The 13,806-nt window shown below is 40.3% G+C and carries 9 protein-coding genes; 5 read left to right on the top strand and 4 right to left on the bottom strand.

Annotated elements, in window-relative coordinates:
* Positions 1 to 265: 265 nt before the first annotated feature.
* A complete protein-coding gene (locus BCU57_RS06090) occupies positions 266 to 997 on the bottom strand; it encodes a helix-turn-helix domain-containing protein (protein WP_102439798.1) in 732 nt (243 codons plus the stop codon).
* Between the two features lie 179 nt (positions 998 to 1,176).
* Between BCU57_RS06090 and BCU57_RS06085 the strand changes: the two genes are divergently transcribed.
* From BCU57_RS06085 to BCU57_RS06065, 5 genes are all read left to right on the top strand, one after another.
* A complete protein-coding gene (locus tag BCU57_RS06085) occupies positions 1,177 to 2,337 on the top strand; it encodes a Gfo/Idh/MocA family protein (RefSeq protein WP_241903567.1) in 1,161 nt (386 codons plus the stop codon).
* A gap of 24 nt (positions 2,338 to 2,361) precedes the next feature.
* Complete coding sequence (locus tag BCU57_RS06080) at positions 2,362 to 3,417, top strand: sugar phosphate isomerase/epimerase family protein (protein WP_102439797.1); 1,056 nt, start codon at positions 2,362 to 2,364, stop codon at positions 3,415 to 3,417.
* 8 nt (positions 3,418 to 3,425) lie between these two features.
* Positions 3,426 to 4,697 (top strand): MFS transporter, encoded by a 1,272-nt coding sequence (locus BCU57_RS06075; protein ID WP_102439845.1) that lies wholly within the window; start codon positions 3,426 to 3,428, stop codon positions 4,695 to 4,697.
* A gap of 251 nt (positions 4,698 to 4,948) precedes the next feature.
* Positions 4,949 to 6,223, top strand: coding sequence for a c-type cytochrome (locus tag BCU57_RS06070; RefSeq protein ID WP_157936470.1), 1,275 nt, complete (start codon positions 4,949 to 4,951; stop codon positions 6,221 to 6,223).
* Positions 6,223 to 7,671 carry a hypothetical protein gene (locus tag BCU57_RS06065; RefSeq protein WP_102440685.1) on the top strand — a complete coding sequence of 483 codons (1,449 nt, stop codon included), beginning with the start codon at positions 6,223 to 6,225 and terminating at the stop codon, positions 7,669 to 7,671. The genes BCU57_RS06070 and BCU57_RS06065 overlap by 1 nt, the downstream gene beginning before the upstream one ends.
* A 116-nt stretch (positions 7,672 to 7,787) precedes the next feature.
* Here BCU57_RS06065 and BCU57_RS06060 read toward each other — a convergent pair whose 3' ends face one another.
* From BCU57_RS06060 to BCU57_RS06050, 3 genes are all read right to left on the bottom strand, one after another.
* Complete coding sequence (locus tag BCU57_RS06060; RefSeq protein WP_102440686.1) at positions 7,788 to 9,653, bottom strand: TonB-dependent receptor plug domain-containing protein; 1,866 nt, start codon at positions 9,651 to 9,653, stop codon at positions 7,788 to 7,790.
* Positions 9,654 to 9,810: 157 nt separating this feature from the next.
* On the bottom strand, positions 9,811 to 10,806 hold the full coding sequence (locus BCU57_RS06055) for a ThuA domain-containing protein (protein ID WP_102440687.1): 996 nt from the start codon (positions 10,804 to 10,806) through the stop codon (positions 9,811 to 9,813).
* A 399-nt stretch (positions 10,807 to 11,205) separates the two neighbouring features.
* Complete coding sequence (locus BCU57_RS06050) at positions 11,206 to 13,743, bottom strand: glycoside hydrolase family 2 TIM barrel-domain containing protein (protein ID WP_413211410.1); 2,538 nt, start codon at positions 13,741 to 13,743, stop codon at positions 11,206 to 11,208.
* Positions 13,744 to 13,806: the final 63 nt, after the last annotated feature.

Raw genomic sequence — 13,806 nt, 5'->3', positions numbered from 1 at the left:
AATTCCAATGCCATTGTTTTAGTGGTGTTCATCTTAATAAATGATTACTTATCAGTTCAAATACGCTAAAAAATGTATAAAGCCCCCTCAAGAACCATGATTAAATCAGTAAAATAAATCATTACGTTATGGTTTAAAGAAAACATATTGCTCTTTGGTAAAGTAACGATTGAGCACGCAAAACGTTATCTTTATGAGTTCTTATAAGTCATCAAAACCTTTGTCGTTATTTTATCAGTGCTCGTTTTATTAATTCTAAAAAAACTTATAGCTTGGCCAGAATCATGGTACGAGTTGTTGAAGGTAATTCTCCAAATAAAGCCTTAAATTGCTTTGTAAAATAACTCGGTTCAGCGAAGCCACATTCATGTGCAATATCTGCAATAGGCAGGTCTGTTTCAATCAAGTATCGTCTTGCCCTTTCAAGGCGTAACTCATTTAAAAACTGTTTAGGTGTTTTACCTAAGTATTTTTTAAATCGACGTTCCAAAGCACTTACCGAGATATGTGACAGCTCCGCTAATGATTGAATGGATATGGCTGATTTGAAATGCTGTTGCATATATTCCACAGGTACTTTGATGTGCTGCACTTCATAATCTAATTGAGATTGATGAGCTAAATTGCGCGTAAAACCCATTGATCCAATAATCATTTTATTTTCATCAAACAAGGGACGTTTAGTGGTGGAAAACCAGGCTAAATCACCATTTTTTAATATATTCATTTCCAACCTGTCAATGACCACCTCCCCCTTCATCACTTTCATATCATCAACGATATATTGATTTGCTAAGTAATGAGGAAAAAAATCATAGTCAGTCTTTCCTTGAATCTGCTCTAAATGAAAAAATGGGGTACTCTCAAGGTAAACCTTATTGGCATAGATAATTTGGCTTTGGGTGTCTTTAATCCAAAAACGAATATCTGGCAGTAATTCAAAAATACTAATAGTTTGTGACACACCAAGCGCCTCAAGAAACCCTATTCCATTCATTTAAAACCTTTTTTATTATTAATCTCACAATAAAATCAACACATTTAAAAATATCTCAACGCCGATTTTGTTGCATAACGCACCGATTAAATACTATCGCAAAGCTAAGCCTTAGTGTTAGCTTTTTAGATGTTAATAATTATCTAGCAACGTGAACTCAAAGTTAAAAGGCGAATAGCATGACTCAAGGTAATAATAGAAAAATAAAAATGGGCATGGTGGGTGGTGGTAAAGACGCTTTCATTGGTGCCGTTCACAGAATCGCTGCACAAATTGATGGCCAGATAGAATTGGTTTGCGGAGCGTTTAGCTCGGATGCCGCACGTAGCATTGAATCAGGGCAAGCCCTTTTTTTACCCGCTACACGTTGTTATGACAACTATCAACAAATGCTAGCACATGAATCAGCCTTACCAGCAACAGAACGAATGGACTTTGTTGCTATTGTTACGCCAAATCACATGCATTTTCCTGTGGCGAAAGCCGCCCTTGAACATGGATTTCATGTTCTGTCCGATAAGCCAGCAACACTTAACCTAAATGAAGCGTTAGCACTCAAAGAAATCGTCGAAAAAACAGGTCAACTATATGGGCTAACTCATACTTATAACGGCTACCCTATGGTCAAACAGGCCAGGGAAATGATCGCTGAAGGCAAGATAGGTAAAGTGGTTAAAGTGGTCATTGAATACAGCCAAGGCTGGTTAGCAGACAAGGATAGCGAAGCCGGTAAACAAGCAAGCTGGCGACTTGACCCTGCTAAAAGTGGTAGTAGTTGCTGTATGGGTGACATAGGCGTCCATGCCGCCAACCTAGCTGAATATATAACCGGACAGAATATTGATTCTATTTGCGCTGAACTCAGTTCTGTAGTTGAAGGACGCACACTTGATGATGATGGCACGGTATTGTTGAGATTTGATCAAGGTGCTCATGGTGTATTGCTGGCAAGCCAAATATCAATTGGTGAAGAAAACAACCTTAATATTCGGATCTATGGTGACAAAGCCAGTGTCTCATGGGTACAGCAAGAACCTAATAGTTTATGGCTTAAATTTAACGATCAACCTAGTCAACTCATTCGTTCCGGTGTGGGTAACTTTTCCAATACCGTCGCTGCAACCATGAGAACTCCAGCAGGCCACCCTGAAGGTTACCTCGAAGCCTTTGCCAATATATATCAAGGCTTTGCCTCACAAATTAGAAACCTGGACTCATCATCAAATACCAAGTCAGATGTTCCCGGTATCGATGAAGCGGTTCGCGGAATGGCATTTATTGAAAATGTCGTTCAAGCAAGTCAATCAGACCTAAAATGGCACAAAATTGCTATCAATTAAAAACAATAATAAGGAATAATCATTGTGAAACAAATACAAGGACCTGCCATATTTTTGGCTCAGTTTGCTGGGGATGAAGCCCCATTTAATAGCTTTGAAAGTATATGTGAATGGTCAGCAAAATTGGGATTCAAAGGCATTCAAATCCCAACATGGGATGCAAGAATTTTTGATTTAGCCAAAGCGGCACAAAGTCAGCAATATTGTGATGAAGTGGCAGCGAAGGCGGCTGAATTTGGCCTAGTTATCACTGAGCTTTCAACCCATTTACAAGGGCAATTAGTTGCTGTACATCCTGCATACGATGATATGTTCGATGGCTTTGCACCAGAAAATGTGCTCAAAAACCCATCTGCAAGAACCGAATGGGCGGTTGAGCAAATGATGTTTGCCGCAGATGCCAGTGCCAAACTTGGGTTAAAGGCACATGCCAGTTTTTCAGGTGCATTATTATGGCAAACGGTTTACCCATGGCCACAACGTCCTCAAGGGCTGGTTGAGCAGGGTTTTGAAGAATTGGCTAAACGCTGGTTACCTATTCTGAATAAGTTTGACGAGGTCGGTGTCGATATCTGTTATGAACTTCATCCAGGTGAAGATTTACATGACGGAGCCAGTTTCGATCTGTTTCTTGAAGCAACTGACCATCACCCAAGAGCTAACATCCTTTACGACCCAAGCCACTTTGTTTTACAGCAATTAGACTACCTTGCTTTTATCGATATCTACCATGAACGCATCAAAGCCTTTCATGTTAAAGATGCAGAGTTTGTTCCTTCTGGTCGTAGCGGTGTTTATGGCGGTTACCAGGGTTGGATTGACAGACCAGGGCGTTTTAGATCACTTGGCGATGGCCAAATTGATTTTAAGTCTATCTTCACTAAATTAACCCAGTATGGCTTCGAAGGCTGGGCGGTTATGGAATGGGAATGCTGTATCAAACACCCAGAGGATGGCGCAGCAGAAGGGGCTAAATTTATCAAGGAGCATTTGATTAGACCGACTGAAAAAGCCTTTGATGATTTTGCTGGCGGCGAGCCTGATGTTGAGCTCAACAAGCAAATTCTTGGGATTAAGTGAGGTCTATGATGAATCCAACTGTCCCCAAGGCCAATCGCCTATTTGTGCTTTGCTGTATTGCATTAACGGTCACCTCAATGACCTTTGCAATTCGCGCCGGCATTTTAGGCCAATTAGGCAGTAGCTATGGCCTGTCTGATGAGCAATTAGGCTGGGTTAACGCCATGGCCTTTCTGGGTTTTCCCATCGCCACTATGATAGGTGGCGTATTGTATAACTCAATGGGCGCTAAAAAGCTGATAGCATTGGCGTTTATTTGCCATTTGCTCGGTTTAATATTGACCATTACCGCTGAAGGTTTTTTAGGATTACTGATATCAACCTTCTTAATTGGCTTTGCTAATGGTTCCGTTGAAGCAGGCTGCAACCCCTTAATCGCCGAAAGCTATCCAGACAATAAAACCACCATGCTTAACCGTTTTCATGTGTGGTTCCCGGGCGGTATTTTCATTGGTGCACTGCTTTCAAGTACAATGACTCAAGCCGACATGGGATGGCAACTGCAAGTAGGCGCCATTTTAGTGCCAACCGTTATTTATGGTTTCATGATTTTAAAAAGTCAGTTCCCACAATTCGATCGCAGTTCACACTCCACCCTAGATAACTTAAAAAGTTTACTGTCACCTCTGTATATCTTTTTAGTGTTATGTATGACGTTATCCGCAACAGTTGAGCTTGGTACTCAACAGTGGATAGAACGTATTTTAGGAGCAAGCGGCGCATCACCAATGCTGATATTAGCAATGATGACCGGTATTATGGCAGTAGGTCGATTTTTTGCTGGCGCGTTAGTTCACCGAATAAATCCAACAGGTATTTTGTTGGCTTCAGCGGTTTGTTCATTCGTTGGTATTTATTTAATGAGTCAAGCTGAAGGTTCTATGGTTTACGTTTCGGCTATTTTGTTTGCCTTAGGTGTAATGTACTTTTGGCCAACCATGCTCGGTTGTGTCGCTGAGTATCAGCCAAAAACTGGCGCGCTAGGGTTATCTATGATCGGCGGTATCGGTATGTTTGCCGTAAGTATGTGGAACCCAGTAATTGGTCGCTGGATTGATAATGCCCGCCAAGATGCACAAGCTCAAAACCTGGGGGCTGACATGACTGAACTAGTTGCAGGGCAAACCGTGCTGAGTAACTTATCTATCTTCCCGTTCATGTTAATCGTTGCGTTTACCTGCTTATTTTTTTACATAAGGCGCAGTAAGCTTGCCACTTCATCAACACCGATTGAAGACAAGATAAACCAGAAAATAACATTTCTTAGACATGATTCCTAGCGCAACCAAAAACATCACTTTAGTTTCTGGTTGATGCAAACTTTTGATACACACTAGAGAAGTCATTTTAAAGAACTAGCATAATTTTACTAAAATGCGTTCTTTAGATATGTTTTATTGATATTCAGTAATATGTTCATAATATTAATAAAAAATAAGAATATTCATCCTATAGATGACTAATGGAGTTAGCATTGACACTTTTAAGGTTCGAAAAATTTAAAAATATGAGTTTAGCCTTATGCCTGCTCATGACACCGCTTCAGAGCTTCACAGCAGCGGCAAATACACAAGAAGGTAAAGCCTTATTTGAAACAACCTGTGCATCATGCCATGGTAAAAAATTAACAGGTGGTGCTGGATTTAACCTCAAAGACGAAATGTGGGTACACGGCAGTAAGCCAGAGCAGATATTGGCTAATATTAAGGCTGGTTTTTCACAAGCAGGCATGCCCGCTTTTGCTGCCATTTATAGTGACCAGCAATTGGCTAGTATTGTTGAATACATCCTTTCCCAGCGTGAGGGTTTAGATAATTTGACCTATAAAACCTACCATATCGACAGTAATTCACCTCAATCGTTTGAGCTCATAGATAACTTACCTATTAAAAAATCAGGCAGCTTAGCAACTAACCTAATGGACTTTTCGTTACCTGAAGTTAAAGATTATATTATTGAATTTGAAGCCGATTTGTATGGCCCTAAGGATAAGGCTGGACAAATATTTTCAATGACTCATAAAGAGTTTTTCGAGATTGAAATAGATGGGAAACGCGTAGAACCGTCGATGACAGATTGGCTACGTTGGGCGTGGCCTATAAAACAAGGTAAACAAAAGATAAAGATTAGATACACAACCATTGGCACGAAACAACGCAGTGATAAACGATTCAAAATGTTTGTTATGAATGGGGAATTAACAGAAAAAATCTTTGGCATCACTGTGTCTGGAAAGCAGTATTTAAATCAAGCAACATTTAACATTACCCCAGACACTAAAGATGAAGTGGTACGTAAAAAAATCGTCAAATTACCCACATCCTCAATAGCTGTAGGCACGCCATTAAACATCAATTACGCTTTTAATCCTAAGACCTGCTCTATTGTTGGTGTATGGAGTGGCAATTTTTTAAATGTCGGTCCTAATATCGAAGGCAGAGGTCGAGACGGCAGTTTGATTGGTGGGGACTGGTTATTTCACATGCCAGCACAAATAAAACCCCTTGTGACAGATACAACACCCTGTGAGTTTATTCAATATAATCGTTCAGGAAATACCTCCTTTACTTATCGCTTAGGCCATCAGCAATATCGTGTTGAAGCCATTGCTCAAGATCGTTCTTCGCTATTGCTTAATTACACATTGTTATCAGGCCAAAATGGTATTCTTCAAATGAGTTTACCCACATCAGACAAATTTAAACTTAGCACTAAGCAAGGTGAAATAACCGACAATCTATTTTCAGTGAATGCAAAAGTAGGACAATCCTATCAAGTGCTTTTATCCGCATCGGAGAACAACTAATGACACATAAAAAATCTATCATCTCCTGCGCACTATTATTGACAAGTTTAGTCAGTGTTACTGCAATGGCTAAAACAACGTATATACCCAAAGGGTATGCGATTGAAACCATTGCCACGCCGGATAACGTTCGATTTCATGCAACGGGATTAGATATTAATGCTAAAGGAGATGTCTTTGTCGCGACACGATTTGGCGATGTTTGGCAATACAGTGGCAATGTTTGGTCAAAATTCGCTGATGGCTTTCATGAACCTACAGGGCTGTTGTGTGATGATGATGGCAGCATTATTGTGGCGCATAAGCCTGAATTGACCCGTTTGGTTGATTACGATAATAACGGCGTTGCGGATGAATATATACGTTTAGCTGATGGTTGGGAATTTCATGACAATTACCATGAATTTAACTTTGGTCCAGTCAAAGATGCTAAAGGTAATTATTATGGCACCCTAAACTTAGGCCACGGCGTACCTGATGCGCTCGCCTTAGGAGCCATGGACAGCGGTGGAGGATATCGCGGTTGGGCGTATAAAGTGACCCCTGAAGGCAAATTTATACCCTTCGCTTCTGGTTTACGCTCTCCAGCAGGGATCGGGATTAGTCCGGATGACGAGGTATTTTTTACCGACAACCAAGGCGATTGGGTTGAGACATCAAAATTACACTTACTAGAACAAGATAAATTTTACGGCCACCCCGTTCCACTAAGAGACCACCCTGACTTTGGTTTAGATAAAGTCCGTGATAATCGCAACAATTTCAATATGTTCGATAAACTCAGAGAAAAACCCGTGGTGTGGATCCCCCACAATGAAGTGGCTAATTCTCCCGGCAACCCCGAATGGGATGTCACAAAAGGTAAGTTTGGACCGTTTGAAGACCAAATATTTATTGGCGATCAAACTCAATCTAATATTTTTAGAGTGATGCTTGATAAAGTGAATGGGAAATATCAAGGCGCTGTGATTAACTTTATTGATGGCTTTCAAAGTGGCAATATTCGACTCAAGTTTGACCCTCTAGGTCAATTATGGGTAGGTCAAACAGCCAGAGGATGGCACTCAAAAGGCGGTAAACCTTTTGGTTTAGAGAAAGTCGTCTGGAACGGTGATATGCCATTTGAATTACTTGATATGAAGTTAACCAATACCGGTTATCGATTAACATTTACCGAACCTCTTGACCCGAATACGGTGGTTGCTGAACATTTCAAAGTGCATGAATATAATTATGTATACACCAATAAATACGGTTCAGATAAGCACAACATTCAAACCTTACCAGTAACTAACGTCATACTATCACCAGATAATAAGTCTGTTGATATCAGTTTAGCGTTAACCAAAGGCAAAGTCGTGGTGGTTGAGTTTGATGATTTACTTAATCGTATGAAAGACTCCCCTTCAGTCACTAAGGTATATTACACCTTAAATGAGTTACTCTGATATTTCATTGCCGAGTATGTCATTGAAGTGATTTAGCATTAATAACACTCTGTCACCTCCCCTAGCTGTACTTGCTCAAGAAGCCGTTCAGCTAGGGGATTATATTCATCTTACCATTACCACGCCAGCCAGTTTACCTTAACGCCTAAACCCTGTTCAGGACCTGCAAAACCAATCGCATAATAGTATTTTTTGTCTAAAGCGTTGGTCACGAAAAAATCAATATCAAACCCTTCGTTGACTTGCCAGTTAGCACTGAGGTCAACTTTATAATAAGAAGATAATATTGCCGTACTGAAGTCACCGCCATGTAAACTGGTGGCCGATGATTCACCGATATAGTTCGCTGAAATATAAGCTGAGAAATCATCAGTCCATTGTAAGTGTAAACTAGCGCCGCCCTGCCACTGTGGTCTGCCCGATAATAATTCACCTTCTCCCGCTTGCACATCGGCATAGGTTGCATTCGCACCTAAGGTACTGTTTGACGTTAAATCCGATGATAAAATCAGCTCCGCACCTTGGGTTTTCACTGAAGCGCGATTGACTAAGGAAAACGTTTCGCTATCAAAATCAATCAGGTTTTTATAGTGGTAATCAAATACTGCTAAGCTAATATCGACTTGCTCACTTGCCCACTCGGCACCTAGGTCAACATTGGTGGCCGTTTCAGGTAGCAGTTCAGTATTGCCTATCATGTTATTACCCAGAGCATAAAGGCTAGGCAATTTAAACGACTCACCAGTGTTAGCAAACAACCTAAGGTTGTTAGTCATAGGATAATTAACCCCTAGCTTCCAGGTCGTTTCATTATCGCTGTCTTCAGGTTTATCTAAACGGACACCCAGAAAAAGACTCGCTTCAGCGATATCAACTTTCGCGTCGATAAAGCCGGCTACATTAGTTCTTGATAGTCGATAATTGGTTGGTACTTGTTGCCCAAACATTTCGAGATAACCAGACGTTTCACCGTTTTCATCTTTATAATCCATCCCGACAGTTGCTGACACATTATCAACCGACACCGCATTTAACCAACGGAATTTACTCACCGTATAATCATTTTCAGTAAACGCTGGAGGCGCCATAAAATAGGGGGCAATACCCGGCGACGTCAAACTATCGTCTGTGGCGAGATGTTCTAATTGCAAAGACATTTGATAGTCTTCATTGATGTTAATTTGATGGCGAAGACTCGCACTCAAGGTTTGGCCTTCTTTACGCTCTTTGGTGGTATCTTCTGCAAATTCAGCTCCCCCACTTTGATCTGGAAATGCACTATTTTGATAGTCGGAAAATCGTATGTTGAGCTGAGTAGCACTGCTATCAGTTAATGTTAATTTCCCTTGTAAGGCAGCCTCTGCCAGTCTTTGACTGTCACCCGCGGCTTGCTCATCGGTATCAATACCGTTTAACGCGAGATTCCAGCCGCCAAAACCCGTTTTAAATGTCGCCGATTTTTGCCCATCATTGAGGTAACCAACAGACACCTTGCCACCCTCTTGTTGCTCATCAAAAGTAATAAAGTTGATGACGCCAGCAAGGGCATCAGAACCATAAATTGATGATTGCGCCCCTTTGATCACTTCTACACGTGCAATAGTGTCTTTACCTAGGGTTGATAAATCAAAGCTACCACCACGAGCATCTAAAGGATTGTTCACTTGAACGCCATCTATCTGAATAATGACAAAGTTTGACTCGGCGCCCCGCAAGAATATCTCTTGGATATTACCTGATTTTTTAATGGTGATACCTGGAACTTGGGCTAAGACGTCTAACGCGGAGTTACCCACAATAGAAGCAATATCCGCTTTATTCATAAGAGACACTGAACTAGGCATACTGTTTTTGTCGATGGGATTAAATTGTCCATAAACACTGATGGTTTCAACCTTTGTTACGTTACTCTCAGCCCATGCATAACCTGTAGCCGAAAATCCTATGGCGACGAATAAGGCATTTAACTTCATTTTTTTCATTTGCTTACCTATTTTTATATCATACTTTTATTGATTAAATATTTTGATTAAAACCTGTTAGAAGACCACTCATTACATAATAACCAAACTCAGTGGTGACTCCCCCATGCCTAGATAAATTGATTACACTAATGAGGGATGTTTATCATCTTTGAATTCAGTCTTGATTCAGGGTGAATACACGCTTTTGCGATTGGTTTTTCGATGGAAAATCATCGGGGATAGTTTGAGTTACTTTACCTGTAGCTGACCACTCTACACCACGCAAGAAAGTGGTTATAAAACCAACACTTTCAAAGGCGGCACTCCCATGACCCAGTGTGGTGTGGAAAATACGCCCTTGCCCATAATGAACCGTCATTAGCATAGGTTCATGCTTTCCTGTTCCTTTTTGGTCTTTAGTGCAGTGAGCGGTTGCTAATATGGTTATGTTTTCTGCAGGCCCTCGCAATCGTCCATAACACTCGTCTTTGGTGTGCATCCATACAGCGGGTAAACCCTCTACAATTGGGTGCTCTGCTCGGGTGGTAATCTGTAATTCATGTTGTTTACCATGGGTGCCACCACTGCCTTTTTGAGTTTCACGGATTAATTTTCCCTTTTCATCATAATAAAGATAAGGCCCATTTGATTCATCTCGTCCGCCCCAGCCCCCTAGGCCAATCATTTTATTAAAGGCTAACCACTGCGGAAAGGTGTTATCGGCCGCATGAACCGAGACAAATCCTCCCCCGTTTTCCATATACGTTTCAAATGCATCTTGGGTGCCTTTGCTCCAGGAGGCGGCTTTGAAGCCTAAATTTGATATAACGACATCGTAATTACTAAAATTAGGATTAAAACTCAAATCTTTTTCGGGGGTGCTTACATGAAATTGACTATTATCACTATGAAGGTCGTAGTATTGCGACTCTGATTCTCCTTTCCATGTGGGTTTAGTTCGATAAACATCCACAGTAAACAGGTCACTGTCTTCTAAATACTGTTTCATCATGACAGTAGATTTCGGCCAAACAGTATGATTATTTTGGCCATCAAGAATGAGCGCGTTAAGTTTACTTTTATTTGTCTCAGTAATAGCACTTGCTGTCGCATTTGAACTAGCACAAGACACGCACATCATTAGCGTAACAATTGAGGTGGTTTTATTCATGATATTTCCATTGATAAAAAACTGATATAACAGATACTTTATTTATTAGATAAAAATGTACCACGCTAATTCCCCTTCTTAAACAGGCATAAAAGAGGAAGCTAAATAACACTTAATAACGCTTAATAAAATTGAATAAATATCGATTTATTTGTGTTAAATAACTTAACTTTATTATTCATGCACTAATCAATAAATAATGCTGCAGTTTATAAATCTCACTCATATTATCAACTAATATACTGATGTCATTAATAACTGCTTTTGCATTGAATTTAAATAAGCCGTATTGCAGTGTATCGGTAATATTAGGGGCCTATAAGCCATTAGACTTATAGCCCCGAGTCAATATTCACTAAACAATATATTTAGAAAACCTTTAACGCAGATCCGCAAACATTAATCGGTAATGTTAATTATCACTGATTGATCTTTTAGCCCTTTAATACGAGCTGTAATCATAACCTGATTAGCCTTTATATTAGCTTGAACCATCGCTAAAGTACGTCCTTTAGCGGTTACAATAGACTGGCTTTGAAAATCTTGAACATTATCAGGTGCACCATTATCAACCCCTAACCATCTAGCATCACCTTGCAACTCAAAGGTGACTTGAGCATTTTCAGTTACAACCGCTCTACCTTGTTTATCATGTAATTGCACTACAAGATGACTAACATCGTAACCGTTGGCAGTTAATTCAACGCGATCGGGTGTTAAGCTGAAACCAACAACCTCACCAGTGGTTTCCATTGTGGCTTCAATTTCTTGACCTTCAAATCCGGTTTTAGCCGTTAAGGTGCCTGACTGATATGGCACAACCCAACGGAAAATCCTATCAGGTGCTTCAGACATACTGCGAGAACCCAATGATTCGCCATTTAAAAATAACTCAACAATCGAATGATTAGAGGCGACTTCGACTAAAATAGGTGCGTCTATTTGATAATTCCAATGCATATTAGAATCGCGCCAGCGATAGCTTCGGTTACCACTTGGCGTCGCCAAACCTGATAGTTTATCAACATCAAAACCAGAATCTTTCAGCGGCAGTGTACCTAAAGAGATAAATGGCTCATTTACCCAGATGCTTTTGAAATAATTCCAGCCTTGTAACTTAAAACCAGCTAAGTCTAAAATGTCACCCCAACCGCTTTTATGTGGCCACTTTTGGTGGCGTTCACCCATGTAATCGATGCCGGTCCACATAAATTGACTAAATACACCAGGTTGTTCTAGTACATTTTTCCAGTCATCCCATGTACCAGGGTTTTCATTGATAGTAATTAGCTTGTCTGGGAAATGGGTTTGTCCCCAAGGAATGATGTTATTTCGGTAGCTGTAGCCAACAATATCAACTGCATCAGCATAACCACTAATATGGCTAATTTGTGGCATGATAAAGTTTGCTGTCGTCGGACGTGTAGTGTCTAACTCTTTAACCCATGCATTCAATTTTTTCGCTGTTTCAGCTAATCGATATTGTCCTTCATCAGAATCTTCATAACGTTGTTTCAACTCCTCTGGAGTATATTTCGGTGTCCCTTTCCAAAATCGAGGTTCGATTTTAGTTGGATCTTCTGTGCCTTTCCAAAAGCCGGTTACGTGACGATAATTGACATAGGCCCATTCAATTTCATTTCCTATACTCCATTGAAAAACACTTGGATGATTTCTATCTCGCAACATGGTGCGTGTTAAATCACTTTTTGCCGAATCTTGAAAATGTTCAACGTAGCCACGAGTGATGTAATCATCATGACGTTCGTTCATGTTTAAACGTTTGTCTTTAGCATAATCAAACTCATCAAAAAACTCATTCTGAACTAACAAGCCCATTTCATCACATAAGTCTAAAAATTCCTGTGAAAATGGATTATGCGCTGTGCGAACTGCATTTACCCCAGCCTCTTTTAATGCTTGAAAACGTCGTCGCCAAACATCTTTTGGTACGGCAGCTCCAACTAAACCGGCATCATGGTGTATGGACACACCTTTAACCAAGGTCGCTTTTCCGTTTAAATAAAAGCCTTTATTGAGTTCAAATTTCAGCTCACGAATACCAAAAGGGGTGGTATAGCTATCAATGACCTCTTCGCCTAACAAAATGGTAGTAATGGCCTGATACATATTCGGCGTGTCGATATCCCAGAGTTTGGGATTACTCACTGTTAGTTCTTGTTCTATTAACTTGCTTTTATGAGATGAAATACGACTCTTATCAACAGTAGTCGCAACGACATTACCTACATTATCAACAATGTGAGTACGAAGCATAAACGATTTTTTATCTTCGTTATCGTTTTCAACATTCACTTCAATATTAATTGTCGCTTGCTGTGCACTCACCTCGGGGCTGGTGATGAATGTTCCCCAAATAGGAATGTGTAACTTATCAACGGTAATAAGTTTCACATTGCGATAAATACCACTGCCGGTATACCAACGACTGTCACCATAACGTGAATGATCAACATGCACAGTAATGACGTTGTTGCTACCATCTGTTTTAAGATGATCAGTTAAGTTGAAATGAACGGGTGAATACCCATAAGGGTTTTGTCCTAAACGCTGACCATTAAGCCAAAATGTCGCGTTGTTATAAACGCCGTCAAATAAAATATAGCTATTGGAACGCTTTGGATCAGCAGGTGTTTTAAAATGCTTTTGATAAATCCCAACACCACCGGGTAAATAACCTGTAGCCCCCTCTAGAGACTCATCAAACGATGCTTCCACACTCCAATCATGGGGTAGCCTTACATCACGCCAGTCAGTATCTTCCAAAGGTACTGTCTTAGGTAAACCGGTATTTTCAACAAGGGTAAACCTCCAATTAAAGTTAAAATCTACGGATCGGCTGTGCTCACTCGCCATGACAATTGTTGTGTTTAACAAGCACAACATAAGCAGCCCCAATTGCTTAACTATATTCAATTTTTTACTCCCTTTTATTAATCCTGTTCGTTATAGCCTTTATAAATTATTCAGTTCGCTCTG

The organism is Shewanella sp. 10N.286.48.B5 (assembly GCF_002874355.2).
Lineage (GTDB): Bacteria > Pseudomonadota > Gammaproteobacteria > Enterobacterales > Shewanellaceae > Shewanella.
Note: the sequence above shows the minus strand (reverse complement) of the source record. Positions and strands in the feature narration are given on the sequence as shown.

Coding starts and splice junctions, on each gene's coding strand:
- BCU57_RS06065 (WP_102440685.1), top strand. CDS start 6,223: ATGACACATAAAAAATCTATCATCTCCTGCGCACTATTATTGACAAGT.
- BCU57_RS06060 (WP_102440686.1), bottom strand. CDS start 9,653: ATGAAAAAAATGAAGTTAAATGCCTTATTCGTCGCCATAGGATTTTCG.
- BCU57_RS06075 (WP_102439845.1), top strand. CDS start 3,426: ATGAATCCAACTGTCCCCAAGGCCAATCGCCTATTTGTGCTTTGCTGT.
- BCU57_RS06090 (WP_102439798.1), bottom strand. CDS start 997: ATGAATGGAATAGGGTTTCTTGAGGCGCTTGGTGTGTCACAAACTATT.
- BCU57_RS06085 (WP_241903567.1), top strand. CDS start 1,177: ATGACTCAAGGTAATAATAGAAAAATAAAAATGGGCATGGTGGGTGGT.
- BCU57_RS06055 (WP_102440687.1), bottom strand. CDS start 10,806: ATGAATAAAACCACCTCAATTGTTACGCTAATGATGTGCGTGTCTTGT.
- BCU57_RS06070 (WP_157936470.1), top strand. CDS start 4,949: ATGACACCGCTTCAGAGCTTCACAGCAGCGGCAAATACACAAGAAGGT.